Raw genomic sequence first — 21,188 nt, 5'->3', positions numbered from 1 at the left:
ACGGGTCGTCAGGGCCCCTTGCTGTGCGCGACGCTGGAGCACCTTCCCCAGATGTCCGAATTGGGGCAGAGGTTGCCTGTCTGACCTGTGGGATGCGCTACAAAAGCCCGGATCCGTTTGGGGATCGAAAGTCGGGCCCTTTAGCGTCTTCCGGGCTGTTCGTCACGCAGTGCGCCGCGCCCGCGGCACCGGACAGTCATCGCCGAGTCCCCGTACGGCGCGAGCCAGGGGAGCCGGGGACCCACGCAGTCCCTGGGGTGAATCGGACGCCCGCGCGCGAGCGAGGGGGTCCGTAGGAGACCTTCCTGCTCCGAACCCGTCAGCTAACCCGGTAGGCGAGAGGGAAGGAAAGGACCAGCCACTTCATGGCGTTCATGTGCGCCACCGGGAAGCACCGCAAGCCCGGTCGGGTCAAGCGCACCACCGCTCAGGCGGCCGGTGTCGCGGCCCTCACCACCACCGGTGTCATCGGCACCCTGGCGGCCACCCCGGCGCTCGCCGCGGACAACTCCGTCGAGGACACCGGCCTCACCCCGGTCATCACCGTGAGCGACAAGGTCGCCGAGCAGATCGACGCGCAGGCCGAGGCCCAGCAGGAGGCCGCGCAGCAGAAGGCGGCCGAGGAGGCCGCGGCCAAGGCGGCCGCCGAGGAGGCGAAGAAGGAGCGCCGCGAGGCCCAGGCCCGCGCCGCGCGTGAGGCCGAGCGCAAGCGCCTGAACGCCTTCGTCGCCCCGATCGCGCACTCGTACGTCTCCACCGGCTACCGGGCCAGCAGCTCCCTGTGGTCCTCCGGCTCCCACACCGGCATCGACTTCCACGCGGCCAGCGGGACGTCCGTCCACGCGGTCGGCTCCGGCACGGTCGTCTCCACCGGCTGGGGCGGCGCGTACGGCAACCAGATCGTGATCCGGATGGCCGACGGCATGTACACCCAGTACGGCCACCTGTCGTCCATCGGCGTCACCGTGGGCCAGAAGGTCCTCCCGGGCCAGCAGATCGCCCTGTCCGGCGCGACCGGCAACGTCACCGGACCGCACCTGCACTTCGAGGCCCGTACGACCCCCGAGTACGGCTCGGACGTCGACCCGATCGCCTACCTCCGCCAGCACGGCGTGAACGTCTGACGCTCCGGCGCACGACATCCCGAAGCCCCGGCTCACGAGCCGGGGCTTTCGTCGTTTTTCGCAGTGCCTGCCGCATCTGCTGTCCAAAAAATATCCCTGGATTCCGGCCTGCCGTCGGAAATTCCGGCTCATTGCAATAGAGTCACGGAACACACGTCCATCGTCGACGTTTCACGGGGATTAAGGCGGAGGTCGGTCATGCGTATTCCGGCGCACTCGGTGTGCACGGCCATCCGGGACGACATCGTCGCGGGTGTCTACGAGCGCGGCAGCCGCCTCACCGAGGAAGTCCTGGCCCGTCGCTACGGCGTCTCGCGCGTCCCCGTCCGTGAGGCCCTGCGCACCCTGGAGGCGGAGGGCTTCGTGGTGACCCGGCGGCACGCGGGCGCGTGCGTGGCCGAGCCGACCGAGCAGGAGGCCGCCGACCTGCTGGAGATGCGCACGCTGCTGGAGCCGCTCGGTGCCTCCCGGGCCGCCCAGCGGCGCACCGAGGCCCATCTGAAGGTGCTGCGCGGTCTGGTGCGGCTGGGCCAGGAGCGGGCCAGGAGGGGCAACAGCGAGGATCTGCGCTCGCTGGGCGGCTGGTTCCACGAGACACTGGCGCAGGCCGCCGGCAGCGCCTCGCTGACCTCGACGCTGACCCAGCTGCGGCACAAGATCGCCTGGATGTACACGGTGGAGGCACCGCCGAGCCCGGTGGACTCCTGGGCGGAGCACGGCGCGATCGTGGACGCGGTGGCCCGCGGCGACAGTGAGCGCGCGCGGGGGATCACGGCGCTGCACACCGAGCGCTCGACGGGCGCGCACCGGTTGCGGTTCACCTCGGGCGGGGACCGCTCCGAGCGTGTGAGGAACTCGCAACATGCCGTAAACATGTCGAGCCTGCGGCATTAACACGGGCGCCGTATACAAAGAGGGGATATTCAGCGGAGCGATATTTCCGCTGCCCTTTTCCGGCGCGCCGTGAATTCACGGTCGCGTGCCTTTCGTGTGCCTGTGGTGAATTCCTCGAACCGGGTGCGAAAACGCGGAAGCCGCGCCACCCGGAAAGGGCGACGCGGCTTCCTGGCACACCTCAGACGGTCTCGGGAAGCTCTTCCAGACCCTCGGAGACCAGCTTGGCCAGACGGTCCAGGGCGACTTCGGCGCCCTCGGCGTCGGAGGCGAGGACGATCTCCTCGCCGCCCTGGGCGCCCAGGCCCAGGACAGCCAGCATGGAGGCCGCGTTGACGGGGTTGCCGTCAGCCTTGGCGATCGTCACCGGGACACCTGCGGCCGTGGCGGCCCGGACGAAGATGGAAGCGGGGCGGGCGTGGAGGCCCTCGGCCCAGCCGACGTTGACGCGGCGCTCAGCCATGTGTTGCTGCCCTTCAGTGTTCAGGGTTGTCTAGACCAGTTTCCCATATCGTGAAGCGTGCCCGGAGCTGGGTGTTCGTCCTGCTCCGGTGTGACATCGGACCGCGGCCTCGGTCCGACTTCCGTCCTCCACAGACTGCCTCGCGCCGTTGTCGGACGCGAGCCGTACTCTGGGGCCCATGCAGAGCCCGGCGGACCGGCAGGACCGGCACGAGTACCCCGCCCACTGGGAGGCGGACGTGGTGCTGCGCGACGGGGGTACCGCGCGCATCCGGCCCATCACCGTTGATGACGCCGACCGCCTGGTCAGCTTCTACGAGCAGGTCTCGGACGAGTCGAAGTACTACCGCTTCTTCGCGCCGTACCCGCGACTCTCCGCCAAGGACGTCCACCGCTTCACGCACCACGACTTTGTGGACCGGGTGGGACTCGCGGCCACCATCGGCGGCGAGTTCATCGCCACCGTACGCTATGACCGCATCGGTGCCGACGGTCTGCCCGCGTCCGCGCCCGCCGACGAGGCCGAGGTCGCCTTCCTGGTGCAGGACGCCCACCAGGGCCGCGGGGTCGCCTCGGCCCTCCTGGAGCACATCGCGGCCGTCGCCCGCGAGCGCGGCATCCGCCGCTTCGCCGCCGAGGTGCTGCCCGCCAACAGCAAGATGATCAAGGTGTTCACGGACGCCGGGTACACCCAGAAGCGCAGCTTCGAGGACGGCGTCGTACGCCTGGAGTTCGACCTCGAACCCACCGACCGCTCCCTCGCCGTGCAGCGCGCGCGGGAGCAGCGCGCCGAGGCCCACTCGGTACGGCGGCTGCTGGCACCCGGCTCCGTCGCGGTCGTCGGCGTCGGCCGCGCGCCCGGCGGGGTGGGCCGCAGCGTCCTCGGCAACATTCGGGACGCCGGCCATCCCGGCCGCCTGTACGCCGTGAACAAGGCCTTCCCCGAGGACCTCAAGGAGGTCGACGGGGTGCCCGCGTACCGCTCGGTGCGGGACATCGAGGGGCCGGTCGACCTCGCCGTCGTCGCCGTACCGGCCGAGCACGTGCCCGCCGTGGTCTCCGAGTGCGGCGAGCACGGGGTGCAGGGGCTGGTCGTGCTGTCCGCCGGGTACGCCGAGAGCGGGCCCGAGGGGCGCGAGCGGCAGCGCGCCCTGGTCCAGCTCGCGCGCGCGTACGGCATGCGGATCATCGGCCCGAACGCCTTCGGCGTCATCAACACCGCGCCCGACGTCCTGCTGAACGCCTCGCTCGCCCCCGAGATGCCCCGCCCGGGCCGCATCGGCCTGTTCACGCAGTCCGGGGCCATCGGCATCGCGCTGCTGTCCCGGCTGCACCGGCGCGGCGGAGGCGTCACCGGGGTCACCGGGGTGTCCACCTTCGTCTCCGCCGGGAACCGGGCCGACGTCTCCGGCAACGACGTCCTCCAGTACTGGTACGACGACCCGGAGACCGACGTCGCCCTGATGTACCTGGAGTCCCTCGGCAACCCGCGCAAGTTCACCCGCCTCGCCCGGCGCACGGCGGCGGCGAAGCCGCTGGTCGTGGTGCAGGGGGTCGGCTCCGCGCCGCAGGGGCACGCGGTACGGGCGACACGGCTGCCGCACGCGACCGTCTCCGCGCTGCTGCGGCAGGCCGGGGTGATCCGGGTCGACACGATCACCGAACTGGTCGACGCGGGGCTGCTGCTGGCCCGGCAGCCGCTGCCCGCGGGGCCGCGCGTGGCGATCCTCGGGAACTCGGAGTCGCTGGGGGTGCTGACGTACGACCGGTGTCTCGCGGAGGGGCTGCGGCCGTCGCCTCCGCTGGACCTGACGACCGGGGCGACGGCGGAGGACTTCCATCGGGCGTTGTCGCGGGCGCTGGCGGACGAGACGTGTGACGCCGTCGTCGTCACGGCGATTCCGGCGATCGGGGAGGGGTCGCCCGGGGACGCGGAGCTGGCGGAGGCGCTGCGCTCGGCTGCGGCTGCGGTTCCGGGGAAACCGGTGCTGGTGGTGCATGTGGAGCTCGGGGGGCTTGCGGAGGCGTTGTCGGCTGCGGCGAGTACGTCACCCCAGGCTCTTGCGAAGGCGCCCGGCGCTGAGGGCGATGCCCACCTGGTCCGCCCTGCGGAACCATTGCCCACCGCGGTACCGGAAGCACCCGAAGCCTCGCAAAGCTGCTCCCGTCTCATCCCCGCCTACCCCGCCGCAGAACGTGCCGTCCGGGCCCTCGCCGAAGCGGTCAAGTACGCGCAGTGGCGGCGTGAGGCCGCCGATCCGGGCAAGGTGCCGGAGTACGACGACATCGACGAGAAGGGGGCCGCCCAGCTGATCGGCGGGCTGCTGGAGCGCGGGCAGGGGCTCACGCTCGGGCAGGCGGAGACCTGCGAGCTGCTCGACCGGTACGGCATCCACGTGCGCCGGGCGCTCCCCGCGCCCACCCCGGACGCCGCCGCCGAGGCCGCCCGCACCCTCGGCTACCCCGTGGCCCTCAAGGCCACCGCCCCGCACCTCAGGCACCGGGCCGATCTGGGCGGCGTACGCCTCGACCTGGCGGACGAGGAACAACTGCGCCGGGCCTACACCGAGTTGACCGAGCTGTTCGGGCAGCCCGAGGAGCTGCGGCCGGTGGTGCAGGGGATGGCGCCCCGGGGAGTCGACACGGTCGTCCGGGCCGTGATCGACCCGGCCGCCGGGGCCGTGCTCTCCTTCGGCCTCGCCGGGGCCGCCTCACAGCTGCTCGGGGACATGGCGCACCGGCTGATCCCGGTCACTGACCGGGAGGCGACCTCGCTGGTGCGGTCGATCCGCACCGCCCCGCTGCTGTTCGGCTGGCGCGGCTCCACGCCCGTGGACACGCCCGCGCTCGAGGAGCTGCTGCTGCGGGTCTCCCGGCTCGTGGACGATCACCCCGAGGTCGTCGCCGTCACCCTGGAGCCGGTGGTCGTAGCCCAGCACGGCGTGAGCGTCCTCGGCGCCACCCTGCGGCTCGCACCGCCCCCCGCCCGCGACGACCTCGGCCCGCGCACGCTGCCGGCCTACTGAGCGGGGGAGGGGGGACCGGATGGAGATCGCCGGACGGGAACTGCCCGAGGGCAGTCGACAGGCCCTGGGCGAAGCACCGCCCCTCGTCGTCGCGTTCGAAGCGGACGCCGGCGGTCGCGAACCCGTCTCCTGTCTGGTCGGCGCCGAGCGGCTGGACATCCTGCCGGGGCTCGTGCCACGGCACCCGCGCACGGGTGCGAAGGCCGCCCCCGGTGCCCGCGACTGGCCCGGACCCCCCTTGCCCACGGATTAGGATGGACGCCATGGCCAAGACCAGTACGACGAACCAGGGGCTGCGCACGGCGATCGAGCGCAGCGGCTACTACCCGGCCCTCGTTTCCGAGGCGGTGGAGGCCGCTGTGGGCGGCGAGCCCGTCCGGTCGTACCTGGTCCACCAGGAGACCACGTTCGACCAGAACGAAGTGCGCCGGCACGTGACCGTCCTGGTCCTCACCGGCAACCGCTTCATCGTCAGCCACACCGACGAGCAGGCCGCCGACAGCACCTCCCCGACGCCGTACGCCACGACGTCCACGGAGTCCGTGAAGCTCGGCCGGATCTCGTCGGTCGTGGTCAGCCGGGTGGTCGCGAACCCGGAGCAGTACACGCCGGGCACACTGCCCCGTGAGGTCGTCCTGACCATCGGCTGGGGCGCGGTCAGCCGTATCGACCTGGAGCCCGCCGCCTGCGGCGACCCCAACTGCGAGGCCGACCACGGCTACACGGGCAACTCCACGGCGGACGACCTCAGCCTGCGCGTCAGCGAGGCAGGGGACGGCCCGGAGACGGTGCGCCAGGCGCTCGCCTTCGCGCAGGCCATCTCCGAGGCGACCGCGGACGTCACACGCTGATGGCCCTGCCTACCCCCTGGGACCACCCGGAACCGCTCGCCCTGGACACCGCACCGCTGCCCCAGTACGGCACCGGCTCCCTCGCCGACCTCCTGCCGACCCTGGCCGCCGGCCTCGGCGTCCCCGGTACGACCGCCACGATCACGGAGCTGACCCCGGCCGACCGGGTCTGTGTCTTCCTGATAGACGGGCTCGGCTGGGAGCAGCTGAGGGCGCACCCCGACGAGGCCCCGTTCCTCACCTCCCTGCTCGGCAGCTCGCGCGGCGGCACCGGACGCCCGCTCACCGCCGGCTACCCGGCGACCACCGCGACCTCCCTGGCCTCCGTCGGCACCGGCCTGCCCCCGGGCGCCCACGGCCTGCCCGGCTACACCGTCCGCAACCCGGCCACCGGCGAGCTGATGAACCAGCTCCGCTGGCAGCCGTACACCGACCCGCGCCCCTGGCAGCCGTACCCCACGGTCTTCCAGCTGGCCCACGAGGCCGGCGTGCACTCCGCCCAGGTGTCCTCGCCCGCCTTCGAGCACACCCCGCTGACCAAGATCGCGCTCAGCGGCGGCCGCTTCCACGGCCGGCTGACCGGCGAGGACCGCATGGACCTCGCCGCCGAACAACTGGCCGCCGGCGACCGCTCCCTGGTGTACACGTACTACGCCGAGCTGGACGGCGCCGGACACCGCTACGGAGTCGCCTCCGACACCTGGCGCGGACAGCTCATGTGCGTCGACCGGCTCGCCCAGCGCCTCGCCGAGCAGCTGCCCCCGCGCAGCGCCCTGTACGTCACCGCCGACCACGGCATGGTCGACGTTCCCTTCGACGAGCAGCACCGCATCGACTTCGACGAGGACTGGGAGCTGCGCGCCGGAGTCGCCCTGCTCGGCGGGGAGGGGCGGGCGCGGCACGTGTACGCGGTGCCGGGCGCCGAGAACGACGTACTGACCGTGTGGCGCGAGGTGCTCGGCGAGCAGTTCTGGGTGGCCTCGCGGGACGAGGCGATCGCGGCGGGCTGGTTCGGGCCGCAGGTGGACGACCGGGTGTACGCGCGCCTCGGGGACGTGGTCGCGGCGGCGCACGACGACGTGCTGATCATCGCCTCCGAGCGGGAGCCCAAGGAGTCGGCGCTGGTCGGCAACCACGGCTCGATGACCCCTGCCGAGCAGCTGGTCCCGTTGCTCGAAGTACGCTCCTGACGCCTCCCTGCTCCCTGCCCCATCTCTTGCCGAAAGGTGCTCAACTCCTCATGCCCGAGCTGGTGTTCTTCTCCGGAACGATGGACTGCGGGAAGTCGACGCTGGCTCTGCAGATCGAGCACAACCGCTCCGCGCGGGGCCTCGTCGGCATGATCTTCACCCGGGACGACCGGGCGGGCGAGGGCAAGCTCTCCTCCCGGCTGGGCCTGGTCACCGATGCGGTGGAGGTCGAGGACGGCCAGGACCTGTACGCCTACCTCGTCGAGCACCTCTCGCAGGGCGGGCGCGCGGACTATGTGATCGCGGACGAGGCGCAGTTCCTCGCGCCCGAGCAGATCGACCAGCTCGCGCGTGTGGTGGACGACCTCGGCATGGACGTCTTCGCCTTCGGGATCACCACCGACTTCCGCTCCAAGCTCTTCCCGGGCTCCCAGCGGCTGGTGGAACTGGCCGACCGCATAGAGGTGCTGCAGGTCGAGGCGCTGTGCTGGTGCGGCGCCCGCGCCACGCACAACGCCCGCACGATAGGCGGCGAGATGGTCGTGGAAGGCGCCCAGGTGGTCGTCGGCGACGTCAACCAGTCCGCGGGCGAGGTCGGCTACGAGGTGCTGTGCCGCCGTCACCACCGGCGCCGGATGACCGCCGCGTCGGCCCGCGCGGCGGCCCTGTCCCCGGACGTCCTGCCGGTGTCCGCGGTCTGAGGTCACCGCACACGGCTCAGCGCGGGCTCTGGACCACCGAGAAGACCGCTCCCTCCGGATCCGCCACCGTGGCGACCCGCCCGTGCTCGCTGTCGTGGGCCGGCCTGACCACCCGACCGCCCAGTTCGGCGACCTGCCGCAGCGTTCCGTCGGCGTCCGCGACCTCGAAGTACGTCAGCCAGTGCGGTCCACGGTCCCGGGGCAGACCGTGCCCGATGCCGTGGATGCCGGCCACCGGGCGGCCCCCGATGTGCAGGGTCACGTAGTCGAAGTCGGCGGACACCACCGGCTCCTCCGCGTACCCGAACACGGTCTCGTAGAACTTGGTGACGCTCTCCGTCTCGAAGGTGAGCAGCTCGTTCCAGGCGGGGGTGCCGGGGACGCCGCTGAGCGCCGTGCCGAGGAGGGCGGACGCCTGCCAGATCCCGAACACCGCCCCGGCGGGGTCGGACGCGATGGCCATCCGCCCGGCCTCGGCCGCGTCCAGCGGTCCGACGGCCACCGTGCCGCCGCACAGCCGCACCATTTCGGCCGTGTGGTCCACGTCGTCCGAGGCGAGGTACGGCGTCCAGGCGACCGGCAGCCGGCGGTCCGGCGGCAGCTGGCCGATGCCCGCCACCTCGTGCCCGTCCAGCAGCGCCCGCACATAGGGGCCGAGCTGCTGCGGGCCCGGCCGGAACTCCCAGCCGAACAGCTCCCCGTAGAACTCCTCGGTCGTGGCCAGCCCGTGCACCATCAGGCTCACCCAGCAGGGCGTGCCCGGCGTGCGCCGCGCGTGCGGACCGGCCGACTCCCGTGCCTCGGTCATCGATCACTCTCTCCCCGGCCCCTCGCGGTGGCCGTGTCGCTTCCGCTCCCCGGAAGGGGTGTGCCGCTGGCGCGCGCACGCCCATGCCAGGTATCCGCATCCTCCGGCGTGCCGCGTACCGTGCGCGCCGACGCCCGGGCGGTACGTCTGGGAGGATGTCCGATCTGCCGTCTTAGGACGCTTCCTGACGATGGCCGACGGGTGTCCGTCAGCTGTACAGCGTGTGCCCGATCCCGTACGCCTCGTGATCGAGCCTGTCCGGCGGGAGAGTAGCCGGACCTGGACGCCGCGGCCACCCCTGACGTAAGGATGGACGCCATGACAGCCATCATCACCGCAACCGAACTCGCCGCCGAGCTGACCGGGGAGCGCCCGCCCGTCCTGCTGGACGTCCGCTGGCAGCTGACCATGGCGAAGGCGGCGGGCGCCCCGGCCTTCGACGGCCGGGCCGAGTACGCGGCCGGGCACCTGCCCGGCGCGGTCTTCGTCGACCTGGACCGGGAGCTGGCCTCGGCCCCCGGATCACACGGTCGCCATCCGCTGCCCGACCTCGCGGAGTTCGGCGCGGCCATGCGCCGCGCGGGCGTGTCGGCCGGCCGGCCGGTCGTCGTCTACGACGGCGGACAGGGCTGGGCGGCCGCGCGCGCGTGGTGGCTGCTGCGCTGGACGGGTCACCCGGACGTGCGGGTTCTCGACGGCGGGTTGCCGGTCTGGCAGGGCCCGCTGTCGACGGACGTACCCGCCCCGTCGGAGGGCGACTTCGCACCGGCGCCGGACGCGGCCGGGCTGCTCGACGCGGACGGGGCCGCCGCCCTGGCCCGCGCGGGCGTGCTGCTCGACGCCCGCGCGGGGGAGCGGTACCGGGGTGAGGTGGAGCCGATCGACCGGGTCGGCGGGCACATCCCGGGTGCGGTGTCGGCGCCGACGAACGAGAACGTGGGCCCGGACGGCCGTTTCCTGCCCGCTGCGGACCTGAGGGACCGCTTCAAGGCCTTGGGCGTGTCCGAGGAGGCGCCGGTGGGCGTGTACTGCGGCTCGGGCGTCTCGGGCGCTCACGAGGTGCTGGCCCTCGCGGTCGCGGGCATTCCGGCGGCGCTGTACGTCGGCTCCTGGTCGGAGTGGTCCTCGGACCCGTCCCGTCCGGTCGCGGTGGGGCCGGACCCGCAGTAGGCAACAGGAAAAGTGGGGGCACGCGCGCGTGCCCCCACTTCATACGGCCGTACGGCCGGTTTACTCCTGCTTCTTGCGTCGGGTCCCGAACACGATCTCGTCCCAGCTCGGGACCGCGGCGCGGCGGCCGGGGCGGACGCCGTCGGCCTCGGCCTGGCGGTCGGTCGCGCCGGTGAGCCGGTCGCGGTGACTGCCCACCGAGCGCGGCATGAGGACGTCCGCGTAGGCGGAGCCGGCCGAGGCGGCGGGCGCCGGGGGCTCCTCCGCCGCGGGTTCCTCGGGGGGCTCCTCCGGGGACTCCGTGAGCCGTTCCGGGACCACCAGGTCGCCCCGGAAGCTCGGCACCGCCTCCAACAGGCTGGTGAGTGAGTCGCGTTCGCCCGTGCTCTCCTCGGCGGGCTCGGACGACTGGGCCGGCAGGCTCGGCCGCTCCCGGTCCCCGCGGTCGAGGGCGCGGTCCATCGAACGCTCGCGCGGCAGCCGGGCGATGCGCGGGACGAACGGGAAACTCGGTTCCGGTACGGCGAGGTCGTCGGACTCGCCGATCAGCGAGCGCGCCTCGTCGTCCACGGCCTGGACGAGCCGCCGGGGCGGGTCGTAGGTCCAGCTCGCCGAGTGCGGTTCGCCCGCTACCAGGTAGACGAGAAGGACCTCCCAGGTGCCGTCGTCGCGGCGCCAGGAGTCCCACTGCACGGTGTCCTTCTCGGCACCGCGCAGCAACAGCCGCTCCTGCACGGCCTCGCCGAGCAGCGGACCGGAGTTCTCGCCGGGGCGGCGGACCGGGGTCTTGCGGGCCCGCTCGGCCATGAAGGCGCGCTCGGCCAGCACCGGACCCTCGAAGCGCCGCACCCGGTCGACGGGGATGCCGGCGAGCTGGGCCACCTCTTCCGCGGTGGCACCCGCACGTATACGGGCCTGGATGTCTCGGGGGCGGAGATGGCTCTCCACCTCGATCTCGATCTGGCCGAGGCGGGGCCGGTCGCCCCGCACGGCGGCGCGCAGGCGTTCGTCGATCGGAAGCGTGTACTCCGTAGAGTCGGCAGCCTTGAGCACCAGCCGTGTGCCGTCATTCGAGACGGCCACGACACGCAGTTCGGGCATGGGGACCTCCCGGGTGGTGCCTGCCGACGTCACGTGCGTCGCTGCTTCCGCTAGTCGAGTGTGGCCTGCCCGGGTGCAGCCTGCCACAACCTTGCCGAGTTGCCCGGCGTGTCGGGCATGGGCCCTGGGTCGCCGTTATGGCACGGTTACCTATTCGCAACGCTAAGTGACGAACTTCATCACCCTGTGCAACTAGCCCCCTCCCAGCGGTCCTGCGAGGCCGCGGACACCCTGGTGGGAAACCGGACCCAGGGCTCGCAACAGTACTCCATTTGGACCATGTGCGTGGATGGGCGCGCCGCCCAACTTCTCGCAAGGGACGCGACTTGGCCGTACGCAACCGGGTTTGGTGATCGCGAACGTGGCGAACTTCACGCAATCCCCAGAAACGGAACTAATGGTTTCGTCCGTGCGTCCCTTTCTCGTGCAGCCGTGCGCACCGGCGGCGGCCGCGGCCGCCGAACCGGCTTCGTACTTGGGAGTGCCTATGCCCCCAGAACCCTCCGCAAGTAGTCGTTCTGGAACAGGCGTTCCGGGTCGAGGCGGTCCCGCAGTGCCGTGAACTCGCCGAAGCGCGGGTACGCCTCGGCGAAGTACTCCGCGTCCCGTGTGTGCACCTTGCCCCAGTGCGGCCGGCCCTCGTGCGCCGTGAAGATGCGCTCGGCGGCCGTGAAGTAGGCCTGGTACGGCGTGCCCCGGAACATGTGGACGGCGATGTACGCGCTGTCCCGTCCGGAGGCGGTGGACAGGGTGATGTCGTCGGCCGGGGCGGTGCGCACCTCGACCGGGAAGCTGATGCGCAGACCGGAGCGGTCGACCATGGCCTTCAGTTCGCGCAGCGTCTCGGTCAGGGCCGCGCGCGGGACGGCGTACTCCATCTCCACGAAGCGCACCCGGCGCGGCGAGGTGAAGACCTTGTAGGGGATGTCGGTGTACGTCCGCGCGGACAGGGCCTTGCTGGAGATCCGGGCGATCCCCGGGATGGTCGAGGGCGCGGCGCGTCCGACCCACTGGGCCACCTGGAAGACGCCGTTGGAGAGGAACTCGTCCTCGAACCAGCCAGCCAGCTGCCCCACCGGCTGCTCGGGGCCCGCGCTGCGGTTGTTGCGCTTGGTGTTGGTGTTGCCGGTGTGCGGGAACCAGTAGAACTCGAAGTGCTCGTTCTCGGCCCACAGTTGGTCGAACTCGGCCAGCGCCCGCTCGAAGGACATCGGCTCCTCGCGCGCGGTGAGCAGGAAGAGCGGTTCCACGGCGAAGGTGATCGCGGTGACGATGCCGAGCGCGCCGAGGCCTATTCGGGCGGCCGCGAAGACCTCGGGATTCTCCTTCTCGGAGCAGCTGAGCACCGAGCCGTCGGCCGTGACGAGTTCGAGTGCCTTGATCTGGGCGGCGATCGAGGCCGACTCCCGGCCGGTGCCGTGGGTGCCGGTGCTGGTCGCCCCGGAGACGGTCTGCTCCATGATGTCGCCCATGTTCGTGAGCGAGAGGCCCTCGCGCGCGAGGGCCGCATTGAGTCTCTTGAGCGGAGTGCCGGCCTCGACCGTGACGGTCATGGCATCCCGGTCGATGTCGCGGATGCCGGTCAACAGTTGAGGGCGGATCAACACACCGTCGGTGGCGGCGATGGACGTGAAGGAGTGCCCGGTGCCGACCGCCTTCACCTTCAGGCCGTCCTCCGCGGCCTTGCGCACGGCCGCGGCCAGTTCGTCCACCGAGGCCGGCTCGACCTGCCGGGCGGGGCGGGCGGCGACATTGCCGCCCCAGTTACGCCAGGTGCCGTTCTTCGCGCTCGCTGTGGTGCTCAACGGTGCCTCCCCGACCCGCGGCCGGCCTGCGGAGCCGGCGGTACCCGAGGAAACCGACCGCGACCGCGACGGCTCCGGACACGGCCGGAACCCCGTACCCGGCACGCGCGCCGGCTGCGTCGATCACCCAGCCGGCCACGGAGGAGCCGAGCGCGACGCCGACCGCGAGGCCGGTGCTCACCCAGGTCATGCCTTCGGTGAGCTTCGCGCGAGGTACGTGCTCTTCGATGAGGGACATCGTCGTGATCATCGTCGGTGCGATGGACAGCCCCGCAACGAACAGCGCAGCGGCCAGAAGCGGCAAGTTTCCGACCAGTAGGAGGGGGATCATACTCACGGCCATCGCCCCCACGCCCAGCAACCAGCGACGTTCCGGCGCTCCCGAGAACCGCAGTAGTCCGAAGACGGCGCCCGCGACGCAGGAACCGGCCGCGTACAGCGCCAGCACCACACTCGCCGCCGCCTTGTGGCCGCGCTCGTCGGCGAAGGCGACGGTGACCACGTCGACCGACCCGAAGATCGTCCCCGTCGCCACGAAGGTCGCCACCAGGACCTGGAGCCCGGCCGAGCGCAGCGCGCTGCCGCCGCCGTGCCGCTCGCGCGGGTGCGGCTCCGGCTCGGTGGCGCGCTGGGCGGTCAGCCAGAAGACGCCGACGGCCAGGAAGCAGGCCGCCAGCAGGGGGCCCGCCTCCGGGAACCAGGCCGTGGACAGGCCGATGGAGATGATCGGCCCGAAGATGAAGCACACCTCGTCCACCACCGACTCGAACGAGTAGGCGGTGTGCAGCTTCGGCGTGCCCCGGTACAGGGCCGCCCAGCGGGCCCGGATCATCGCGCCCAGGCTCGGCACCGTGCCGATGCCGGCCGCGCAGACGAACAGCGTCCAGTCCGGCCACTCCAGATGCGCGGCGAGCAGCAGGCCGGCGGCCGCCAGGAGCGTCACCAGGGTCGCGGGGCGCAGCACCCGGCGCTGGCCGTGCCGGTCCACCAGCCGGGATATCTGCGGCCCGACCGCGGCGGCGGACAGGGCGATGGTGGCCGACAGCGCGCCCGCGAGGCCGTAGCGCCCGGTGAGCTGGGAGATCATCGTGACCACGCCGATGCCCATCATCGACAGTGGCATCCGGCCGAGGAAGCCCGCGGCGGAGAAGCTCTTGGTGCCGGGCTCGGCGAACAGGGCGCGGTAGGGGCTGGGCACGTGGTCTCCGGGGCGGTCGGTAAGGCGCGAATGCAGCCGATACAGATTACGAGTGAGGTGACCCTAATTGCACCAGGAATCACAGCCGGAAATAACGGACTAAACCGTCTGGAACTCGACTCTTCACCCTGCTGTTGCCCGGCTGTCAGAGCCGGGTGGCAGGATCGAGTCATGCCAGACGCGCTCGATGCCACCCCCTACGACGCCCTGCTCCTGCTCTCGTTCGGCGGCCCCGAAGGCCCCGACGACGTGGTCCCGTTCCTGGAGAACGTCACGCGTGGGCGTGGCATCCCCAAGGAACGCCTCAAGGAAGTCGGGCAGCACTACTTCCTGTTCGGCGGGGTCAGCCCGATCAACGACCAGAACCGCGCCCTACTGGACGCCCTGCGCAAGGACTTCGCCGAGCACGCCCTGGACCTGCCGGTCTACTGGGGCAACCGCAACTGGGCGCCGTATCTGACGGACACCCTGCGGGAGATGGTCGCCGACGGCCGGCGCCGCATCCTGGTGCTCGCCACCAGCGCCTACGCCTCCTACTCCGGCTGCCGCCAGTACCGCGAGAACCTCGCCGACGCGCTGGCCGCCCTGGAGGCCGAGGGCCTCGAACTGCCGAAGATCGACAAGCTGCGGCACTACTTCAACCACCCCGGCTTCGTCGAGCCCATGGTCGACGGGGTGCTGCGTTCGCTCGCCGACCTCCCCGAGGACGTCCGCGACGGCGCCCACATCGCCTTCACCACCCACTCCATCCCGACCGCCGCGGCCGACTCCTCCGGCCCGGTCGAGGCCCAGGGCGAGGGCGGCGCGTACGTCGAGCAGCACCTGGACGTGGCCCAGCTGATCGCCGACGCGGTCCGCGAGCGCACCGGCGTCGACCACCCCTGGCGGCTCGTCTACCAGTCCCGCTCCGGCGCCCCGCACATCCCCTGGCTGGAGCCGGACATCTGTGACCACCTCGAGGAGCGGCACGCCGCCGGCGCCCCGGCCATGGTCATGGCGCCCATCGGCTTCGTCTCGGACCACATGGAGGTCCTCTACGACCTCGACACCGAGGCCACGGCCAAGGCCGAGGAGCTGGGCCTGCCGGTGCGCCGCTCGGCCACCGTGGGCGCCGACCCGCGGTTCGCCGCGGCCATCCGCGACCTGATCCTGGAGCGGTCCGCCGTGGAGCGCGGGCAGGAGGTCACCCCCTGTGCCCTGGGCGCGCTCGGCGCGAGCCACAACCTCTGCCCGGTCGGCTGCTGCCCGTCCCGTGCCCCCCGCCCGGCCGCGGCGGGCGCCGACAGCACCTACGCGTGAGGAGACCCGTGACCGACCCCCTGCACAGGGAACTGCTCGACCTGGCCCAGGAGGCCGCCCGCCGCGCCGGCGAGCTGCTGCGGGACGGCCGCCCCGCCGATCTGGCGGTGGCCAGGACCAAGTCGAGCCCGATCGACGTGGTCACCGAGATGGACATCGCCGCGGAGAAGCTGATCACCGATCTGATCTCCGGCCGGCGCCCGGGTGACGGCTTCCTCGGCGAGGAGGGCGCCGACACCGAGGGCACGAGCGGCATCCGCTGGGTGATCGACCCGCTCGACGGCACCGTCAACTACCTGTACGGGCTGCCGACCTGGGCCGTGTCCATCGCGGCCGAGCAGGACGGCGAGACCGTCGTCGGGGTCGTCGCGGCGCCGATGCGCGGCGAGACGTACCACTCGGTACGCGGCGGCGGTGCCTGGGCCACGGGCGCGTGGGAGGGCGAGCGGGCGCTGTCCTGTCGCCCCGCGCCCCCGCTGGACCAGGCGCTGGTCTCCACGGGCTTCAACTACGTCGCCGAGGTCCGCGCCCACCAGGCCGAGGTGGCCGGCCGGCTCATCCCGCTGCTGCGGGACATCCGGCGCAGCGGGTCGGCCGCGGTCGACCTGTGCGACGTGGCCTGCGGTCGGCTGGACGGGTACTACGAGCGCGGACTCAACGCCTGGGACTTCGCCGCCGGGGACCTGATCGCCCGGGAGGCGGGCGCCCTGACCGGTGGACGGCCCGGAGAGGGCCCGGCACGTGATCTGACGGTCGCCGGTACCCCCGGGGTCTTCGAGCCGCTCCAGCGGCTGCTGGAGGACTTCGGGGCGTGGCACGACTAGGCCTGCGCAGAGCGGACATGGACGGAACCCCCGGCGCTGGATTCGCCGGGGGTTCCGCTGTCGTGCCTCGGGCCGATCAGACGCGTGACGCGCTGACTTCCACACCGTGTTCGGCGGCCAGACGGCGCAGGTCGTCGAGCTCTCCCTGCTCCACCTCGGCGAGGAAGTCGTCGCCCTCGTCACGAGCCCGCGACAGGTCGGACTCGGTCGCCTTTATGCGCTGCAGAAGTCCTGCGGTGAATGCGTCCATGCTGCGCCCCCTCGTCCTGGGTCGTGGGTCGGTGGCACGGGGGTGTGCCGTTCGGAAGGGGTGATCACGTCTCTCGCGGGTGCCCAGCGCTGCCCTGCTGGGCGGCGACGGTGCCGGACACCCACGCCCGCTCTGCGGAAGCGGATCGCGACGTACCGCATGGTGTTGCGGCACATGCAGAGCGTGATCGCGGGGTGTAAAGCCGTCCTCCCCCCGCGCCCTTCCGTGGAAACCTCAACCGCCTGAGAAAATCCCGCATTCCCGCCCCAGGAGGCGGATCCCTGCGGCCGGGACCCCGTCTTACAGCCGACTTATGGCCGAAAAGGGCAGGATGGAGGTCACATCCCACGGACACCCCTGCCCGCACGCGCTCACGGAGCGCTACGCGGGTGGACACAGGAAGGACAAGCGACGTGCGCGTACTCGTCGTCGAGGACGAGCAGCTGCTCGCCGATGCGGTGGCCACCGGACTGCGCCGGGAGGCCATGGCCGTCGACGTCGTGTACGACGGTGCGGCCGCCCTGGAGCGCATCGGCGTCAACGACTACGACGTGGTCGTCCTCGACCGCGACCTCCCGCTCGTGCACGGCGACGACGTCTGCCGCAGGGTCGTGGAGCTGGGCATGCCCACGCGCGTGCTCATGCTCACCGCCTCCGGTGACGTCAGCGACCGTGTCGAGGGCCTGGAGATCGGCGCCGACGACTATCTCCCCAAGCCGTTCGCGTTCAGTGAGCTGATCGCGCGCGTGCGTGCCCTCGGACGCCGTACGAGCGTGCCTCTGCCCCCGGTCCTGGAGCGCGCCGGGATCAAGCTCGACCCCAACCGCCGCGAGGTCTTCCGCGACGGCAAGGAGGTCCAGCTCGCGCCCAAGGAGTTCGCGGTGCTGGAGGTGCTGATGCGCAGCGAGGGCGCGGTCGTCTCGGCCGAGCAGCTGCTGGAGAAGGCCTGGGACGAGAACACCGACCCGTTCACCAACGTGGTGCGTGTGACGGTCATGACGCTGCGCCGCAAACTCGGCGAGCCGCCCGTGATCGTCACCGTGCCCGGCTCCGGCTACCGGATCTGATCCGCCGTGGCCACGACACCGGCGCCGCCCCAGACGCCCCCGAAACCCACCTGGGACCCCCGGCGGCCGCAGCCCCCCTTCCCGTGGCTGCGCCCGACCATCCGGATACGCCTCACGCTGCTGTACGGCGGCATGTTCCTGATCGCCGGCATCCTGCTGCTGTCGATCATCTATCTGCTGGCCGCGCAGGCGATCAACACGGGCAACCAGCCGCTGTTCAAGATCGTCGGCTTCAACAGCCTGAACGTCGCCAGCCCCAGCTGCCACGCGATCACCAACGGCCTGTCGCTGCAGGCCTTCAACGACGCGGTCCGCGAGTGCATGGACAGCCAGCGCCAGGCGGCCCTGGACGACCTGCTCAGCCGCTCGCTGCTGGCCCTGCTGGGCCTCGCCGTGATCGCCTTCGCCTTCGGCTACGCGATGGCGGGCCGCGTGCTGTCCCCGCTCGGCCGGATCACCCGCACCGCCCGTCAGGTGGCCGGTTCCGACCTGTCCCGCCGGATCGAGCTGGACGGCCCGGACGACGAGCTGAAGGAGCTGGCCGACACCTTCGACGACATGCTGGAGCGCCTCCAGCGGGCCTTCACCGCCCAGCAGCGCTTCGTCGGCAACGCCTCCCACGAGCTGCGCACACCGCTCGCGATCAACCGCACGCTCCTGGAAGTGCACCTGTCCGATCCGAACGCCCCGGTGGAGCTGCAGCAGCTCGGCAAGACGCTGCTGGCCACCAACGAGCGCAGCGAGCAGCTGGTGGAGGGCCTGCTGCTGCTCGCCCGCAGCGACAACCAGATCGTCGAGCGCAAACCGGTCGACCTGGCCGAGGTGGCCTCCCAGGCCATCGACCAGGTGCACGCCGAGGCGGAGGCCAAGGGCGTCAAGATCCGCGGCGAGCGCAGACCGGCCGTGGTGCAGGGCAACGGTGTGCTGCTGGAGCGGATCGCGCTGAACCTCGTACAGAACGCCGTGCGCTACAACATGGCCGAGAATGGCTGGGTCGAGGTCACCACGGAGGTGGAGCACGGGCAGGCGGTGCTGACCGTCTCGAACACCGGGCCGGTCGTGCCGGCGTACGAGGTCGACAACCTCTTCGAGCCCTTCAGACGGCTCCGTACGGAGCGCACGGGCAGTGACAAGGGTGTGGGCCTCGGCCTGTCCATCGTCCGGTCCGTGGCCCGCGCGCACGGCGGCCACATCGTGGCGCAGCCCCGCGAGGGCGGCGGTCTGGTGATGCGCGTCACCATGCCGTTGTGACGAAGATCCGACACACGCGGAGGATGTTCGCTTTGCGCGGAATTTTCCGGGCGCTCGATCGGGTTTACCCTGTGTGATCGATCACATGGGCGGATTTCCGGCCATGTACTCTCCGTGATCATGACAGGAGTCGTAAAGCCGGGAAAATCCTGGTTTTCAGGGCACTTGATCACGGGAAGTACACGGTGAGGCGCCTTTGAGGTGCGGCATTCGAACCGTGTACGGTCCTCACCGCCATCCAAGCCGATCACTCTCGGGAGATCGGATTGGGTGTCGATTGAGTAACAGACCTTGATGTGAGGCAAAATCTCCGCCTCAGGTCGGGCACAAGTCCGGCCTCTCACGCGTTACGTGCGCTGGAGACACCGCAGACACCCAGAGGGGGAGAGCGACATGGCAACCGATTACGACACACCACGTAAGACCGACGACGACGTCGATTCCGACAGCCTCGAAGAGCTGAAGGCCCGCCGGAACGACAAGACCACCTCCGCGGTGGACGTCGACGAGTTCGAGGCCGCAGAGGGCCTCGAGCTGCCGGGCGCCGACCTCTCGAACGAGGAGCTGGCCGTCCGTGTGCTGCCCAAGCAGCAGGACGAGTTCACCTGCATGAGCTGCTTCCTGGTGCACCACCGCAGCCAGCTGGCCCGGGAGAAGAACGGTCAGCCGATCTGCCGCGACTGCGACTGAGGACGGGTCGGCCGTGACTGGCTCGACCCCTCCACGGAAGCGCCGCTTCCCCCTGCCGGGAGCGGACAAGGGGCCGTACGACGGCCCGCACGGCGCGCGTGACGGCGAGCGGGGCTCACCCGACGTGGGAGCCTCGCTCGAACCGGCGTCGGGCCCAGAAGGCCTGCCGACGCCGGTGCGGCGGCCCGCGCCCGTCGCCAGGCGACGGGCCGCGGTGATCCGTGACAAGGCCCGGGATCTGGCCCGGGAAGGCGCCCGTATGGGCGGCAGCCGCGCGCGGGCGGGGCTGGCGTACCTCACGGACCGGATCATCGAGATCGCCCCGCGTATCCCCGTGCGCGACCTCGCGACGCTGCGCAGGCAGTTCCCGGGTCTCGGGCCCGAGGAGATCGCCGACAAGCTCGTGGCGGGCGCGGCCGGCGCGACCTCGACGGTCGGGGCCGGGATCGGGGCGGCGGCGATGCTGCCGGTGCCGCCTGCCATGCCGACCGAGCTGGCCGCGGAGATCACCGGGGTCGCGGCGATCGAGCTGAAGCTGATCGCCGAGCTGCACGAGGTGTACGGCCTGCGACCGCCGGGGAACCTGATGGCCCGCAGTACCGCGTATCTGTCCTCCTGGTCAGGAGAGCGCGGGATCGACGTGATGAAGCCGTCGACGATCAACTCGGCCCTCGGGGGCCAGATGAAACGCGAGCTGCGTCAGCAGATCATGAAGCGGATGGTCCGGGACCTGCCCAACCTCATGCCGTTCATGGTGGGCGCGGCGGTGGGGGCGGTCATGAACCGCCGGGACACCAGAAAGCTCGCCGCGCGGATCCGGTCGGACCTGCGGAAGATCCAGGTGCCGTGGGACGCGCTGCCTGAGCTGCCGCCGCTGGAGAAGCCCGCGAAGCCCCTGAAACTGGCCGAGCCTCCCGAGGAGTGGGGGGACTGACGTCCCCGCACCCGGTTATGCCTGCTGGTCCCCGGCCTGGTCCTTGGCCTGGTGCTTGGCCGCCTCGATGGCCGCCGCCAACTGTTCCGGCTCGCGCGTCGAGAGGTACAGGTACGGCGTCGGGTCCTCCGGGTCCGTGACCTCCACCCGCAGGGCCCTGGGGATGTAGGCGCGCAGCAGCAGGAACGCGCGGGTGTCGGCCTTGTACGTGCGCCAGGCGCGGGCCTCCTCCGGGTCCAGGATCTCCGCGTCGCCGAGCGCCGAGACCGGGATCTTCGCCTCGCCCGCGATCAGCGAACCGCCCACGACACGGATGCGCAGGGAGCCGTAGGCGCTGGCCACCACCGCGGCCGCGGCCGTACCGCCGACCAGGCCGCCGAGCAGCGGCAGGGTGCCGAACGGGAGCAGGATCAGGGCGAACGAGACGCCCACGAGGAAGCTGATCAGCCACCACGAGCGGGGGGCGGTGAGGCGTTCTTCGTAGAGGGTGGCGGAGAGCTGCATGGGGGCAAGCTTGGCACGGTATCTGGATATGGCCGACGC

Annotated in this window: 21 protein-coding genes and 1 riboswitch; of the genes, 14 read left to right on the top strand and 7 right to left on the bottom strand. The window is 71.6% G+C overall.

Going from position 1 to position 21,188, the window contains the following annotated elements; translation table 11 throughout:
* Positions 1-190 precede the first annotated feature (190 nt).
* Positions 191-353: riboswitch (cyclic di-AMP (ydaO/yuaA leader) on the top strand.
* Between the two features lie 12 nt (positions 354-365).
* Entirely contained in the window at positions 366-1,124 is a 759-nt protein-coding gene (locus tag BEK98_RS11870) for a M23 family metallopeptidase (RefSeq protein WP_094216412.1), read from the top strand.
* 198 nt (positions 1,125-1,322) lie between these two features.
* On the top strand, positions 1,323-2,018 hold the full coding sequence (locus BEK98_RS11865; RefSeq protein ID WP_094216411.1) for a GntR family transcriptional regulator: 696 nt from the start codon (positions 1,323-1,325) through the stop codon (positions 2,016-2,018).
* Positions 2,019-2,199: 181 nt separating this feature from the next.
* On the opposite strand, the gene BEK98_RS11860 is transcribed toward BEK98_RS11865, so the two are convergent.
* A complete protein-coding gene (locus tag BEK98_RS11860; protein ID WP_094216410.1) occupies positions 2,200-2,481 on the bottom strand; it encodes an HPr family phosphocarrier protein in 282 nt (93 codons plus the stop codon).
* Between the two features lie 178 nt (positions 2,482-2,659).
* On the opposite strand from BEK98_RS11860, the gene BEK98_RS11850 reads away from it, so the two are divergent.
* Genes BEK98_RS11850 through BEK98_RS11830 form a run of 5 tightly spaced genes read left to right on the top strand, consistent with a single transcriptional unit; the run spans position 2,660 to position 8,248 of the window.
* On the top strand, positions 2,660-5,506 hold the full coding sequence (locus BEK98_RS11850; protein ID WP_208643082.1) for a bifunctional acetate--CoA ligase family protein/GNAT family N-acetyltransferase: 2,847 nt from the start codon (positions 2,660-2,662) through the stop codon (positions 5,504-5,506).
* A gap of 19 nt (positions 5,507-5,525) precedes the next feature.
* Positions 5,526-5,759, top strand: coding sequence for a hypothetical protein (locus BEK98_RS11845; RefSeq protein WP_094216409.1), 234 nt, complete (start codon positions 5,526-5,528; stop codon positions 5,757-5,759).
* Between the two features lies 1 nt (position 5,760).
* Complete coding sequence (locus BEK98_RS11840) at positions 5,761-6,357, top strand: DUF5998 family protein (protein ID WP_094216408.1); 597 nt, start codon at positions 5,761-5,763, stop codon at positions 6,355-6,357.
* Complete coding sequence (locus BEK98_RS11835) at positions 6,357-7,547, top strand: alkaline phosphatase family protein (RefSeq protein ID WP_094216407.1); 1,191 nt, start codon at positions 6,357-6,359, stop codon at positions 7,545-7,547. The genes BEK98_RS11840 and BEK98_RS11835 overlap by 1 nt, the downstream gene beginning before the upstream one ends.
* Positions 7,548-7,597: 50 nt before the next feature.
* Positions 7,598-8,248, top strand: a complete 651-nt coding sequence (locus BEK98_RS11830; RefSeq protein ID WP_094216406.1) for a thymidine kinase — start codon at positions 7,598-7,600, stop codon at positions 8,246-8,248.
* Positions 8,249-8,264: 16 nt separating this feature from the next.
* Here the strand turns inward: BEK98_RS11830 and BEK98_RS11825 are convergent, their stop codons facing one another.
* Positions 8,265-9,056, bottom strand: coding sequence for a VOC family protein (locus BEK98_RS11825; RefSeq protein WP_094216405.1), 792 nt, complete (start codon positions 9,054-9,056; stop codon positions 8,265-8,267).
* 318 nt (positions 9,057-9,374) lie between these two features.
* On the opposite strand from BEK98_RS11825, the gene BEK98_RS11820 reads away from it, so the two are divergent.
* Positions 9,375-10,226, top strand: a complete 852-nt coding sequence (locus tag BEK98_RS11820) for a sulfurtransferase (RefSeq protein WP_094216404.1) — start codon at positions 9,375-9,377, stop codon at positions 10,224-10,226.
* A 60-nt stretch (positions 10,227-10,286) separates the two neighbouring features.
* Here the strand turns inward: BEK98_RS11820 and sepH are convergent, their stop codons facing one another.
* From sepH to BEK98_RS11805, 3 genes are all read right to left on the bottom strand, one after another.
* Complete coding sequence (sepH, locus tag BEK98_RS11815; protein ID WP_094216403.1) at positions 10,287-11,327, bottom strand: septation protein SepH; 1,041 nt, start codon at positions 11,325-11,327, stop codon at positions 10,287-10,289.
* Between the two features lie 485 nt (positions 11,328-11,812).
* A complete protein-coding gene (locus BEK98_RS11810) occupies positions 11,813-13,132 on the bottom strand; it encodes a D-arabinono-1,4-lactone oxidase (RefSeq protein WP_094216402.1) in 1,320 nt (439 codons plus the stop codon).
* On the bottom strand, positions 13,092-14,330 hold the full coding sequence (locus BEK98_RS11805; protein WP_094216401.1) for an MFS transporter: 1,239 nt from the start codon (positions 14,328-14,330) through the stop codon (positions 13,092-13,094). The genes BEK98_RS11810 and BEK98_RS11805 overlap by 41 nt, the downstream gene beginning before the upstream one ends.
* Positions 14,331-14,501: 171 nt before the next feature.
* On the opposite strand from BEK98_RS11805, the gene BEK98_RS11800 reads away from it, so the two are divergent.
* A complete protein-coding gene (locus tag BEK98_RS11800) occupies positions 14,502-15,629 on the top strand; it encodes a ferrochelatase (protein WP_094216400.1) in 1,128 nt (375 codons plus the stop codon).
* Positions 15,630-15,637: 8 nt separating this feature from the next.
* Positions 15,638-16,453 (top strand): inositol monophosphatase family protein, encoded by an 816-nt coding sequence (locus tag BEK98_RS11795; RefSeq protein WP_094216399.1) that lies wholly within the window; start codon positions 15,638-15,640, stop codon positions 16,451-16,453.
* A gap of 76 nt (positions 16,454-16,529) precedes the next feature.
* On the opposite strand, the gene BEK98_RS48950 is transcribed toward BEK98_RS11795, so the two are convergent.
* Positions 16,530-16,703: a hypothetical protein gene (locus BEK98_RS48950; protein ID WP_167444141.1), complete on the bottom strand. Its 174-nt coding sequence runs from the start codon at positions 16,701-16,703 to the stop codon at positions 16,530-16,532.
* 413 nt (positions 16,704-17,116) lie between these two features.
* Here BEK98_RS48950 and BEK98_RS11790 point away from each other — a divergent pair, with 413 nt between their 5' ends.
* The 4 genes from BEK98_RS11790 (at position 17,117) to BEK98_RS11775 (ending at position 20,645) form a co-directional block, all read left to right on the top strand.
* Positions 17,117-17,770, top strand: coding sequence for a response regulator transcription factor (locus tag BEK98_RS11790; RefSeq protein ID WP_094216398.1), 654 nt, complete (start codon positions 17,117-17,119; stop codon positions 17,768-17,770).
* A 6-nt stretch (positions 17,771-17,776) separates the two neighbouring features.
* Positions 17,777-19,021 carry a sensor histidine kinase gene (locus BEK98_RS11785; protein ID WP_094216397.1) on the top strand — a complete coding sequence of 415 codons (1,245 nt, stop codon included), beginning with the start codon at positions 17,777-17,779 and terminating at the stop codon, positions 19,019-19,021.
* 393 nt (positions 19,022-19,414) lie between these two features.
* Positions 19,415-19,711, top strand: coding sequence for a DUF4193 domain-containing protein (locus tag BEK98_RS11780; protein ID WP_037654155.1), 297 nt, complete (start codon positions 19,415-19,417; stop codon positions 19,709-19,711).
* Between the two features lie 13 nt (positions 19,712-19,724).
* A complete protein-coding gene (locus tag BEK98_RS11775) occupies positions 19,725-20,645 on the top strand; it encodes a hypothetical protein (RefSeq protein WP_208643081.1) in 921 nt (306 codons plus the stop codon).
* A gap of 15 nt (positions 20,646-20,660) precedes the next feature.
* On the opposite strand, the gene BEK98_RS11770 is transcribed toward BEK98_RS11775, so the two are convergent.
* Entirely contained in the window at positions 20,661-21,149 is a 489-nt protein-coding gene (locus BEK98_RS11770) for a DUF3093 domain-containing protein (protein WP_094216396.1), read from the bottom strand.
* Positions 21,150-21,188: the final 39 nt, after the last annotated feature.

It is taken from the genome of Streptomyces diastatochromogenes (genome assembly GCF_002242805.1).
GTDB classification, from domain to species: Bacteria; Actinomycetota; Actinomycetes; order Streptomycetales; family Streptomycetaceae; genus Streptomyces; species Streptomyces diastatochromogenes.
This window is presented reverse-complemented; position numbering and strand designations above follow the sequence as displayed.

What these genes read in the sequence shown, in the direction of transcription:
- BEK98_RS11870 (WP_094216412.1), top strand. Translation starts at nt 366, where the DNA reads ATGGCGTTCATGTGCGCCACCGGGAAGCACCGCAAGCCCGGTCGGGTC.
- BEK98_RS11865 (WP_094216411.1), top strand. Translation starts at nt 1,323, where the DNA reads ATGCGTATTCCGGCGCACTCGGTGTGCACGGCCATCCGGGACGACATC.
- BEK98_RS11860 (WP_094216410.1), bottom strand. Translation starts at nt 2,481, where the DNA reads ATGGCTGAGCGCCGCGTCAACGTCGGCTGGGCCGAGGGCCTCCACGCC.
- BEK98_RS11850 (WP_208643082.1), top strand. Translation starts at nt 2,660, where the DNA reads ATGCAGAGCCCGGCGGACCGGCAGGACCGGCACGAGTACCCCGCCCAC.
- BEK98_RS11845 (WP_094216409.1), top strand. Translation starts at nt 5,526, where the DNA reads ATGGAGATCGCCGGACGGGAACTGCCCGAGGGCAGTCGACAGGCCCTG.
- BEK98_RS11840 (WP_094216408.1), top strand. Translation starts at nt 5,761, where the DNA reads ATGGACGCCATGGCCAAGACCAGTACGACGAACCAGGGGCTGCGCACG.
- BEK98_RS11835 (WP_094216407.1), top strand. Translation starts at nt 6,357, where the DNA reads ATGGCCCTGCCTACCCCCTGGGACCACCCGGAACCGCTCGCCCTGGAC.
- BEK98_RS11830 (WP_094216406.1), top strand. Translation starts at nt 7,598, where the DNA reads ATGCCCGAGCTGGTGTTCTTCTCCGGAACGATGGACTGCGGGAAGTCG.
- BEK98_RS11825 (WP_094216405.1), bottom strand. Translation starts at nt 9,056, where the DNA reads ATGACCGAGGCACGGGAGTCGGCCGGTCCGCACGCGCGGCGCACGCCG.
- BEK98_RS11820 (WP_094216404.1), top strand. Translation starts at nt 9,375, where the DNA reads ATGACAGCCATCATCACCGCAACCGAACTCGCCGCCGAGCTGACCGGG.
- sepH (WP_094216403.1), bottom strand. Translation starts at nt 11,327, where the DNA reads ATGCCCGAACTGCGTGTCGTGGCCGTCTCGAATGACGGCACACGGCTG.
- BEK98_RS11800 (WP_094216400.1), top strand. Translation starts at nt 14,502, where the DNA reads ATGCCAGACGCGCTCGATGCCACCCCCTACGACGCCCTGCTCCTGCTC.
- BEK98_RS48950 (WP_167444141.1), bottom strand. Translation starts at nt 16,703, where the DNA reads ATGGACGCATTCACCGCAGGACTTCTGCAGCGCATAAAGGCGACCGAG.
- BEK98_RS11780 (WP_037654155.1), top strand. Translation starts at nt 19,415, where the DNA reads ATGGCAACCGATTACGACACACCACGTAAGACCGACGACGACGTCGAT.
- BEK98_RS11770 (WP_094216396.1), bottom strand. Translation starts at nt 21,149, where the DNA reads ATGCAGCTCTCCGCCACCCTCTACGAAGAACGCCTCACCGCCCCCCGC.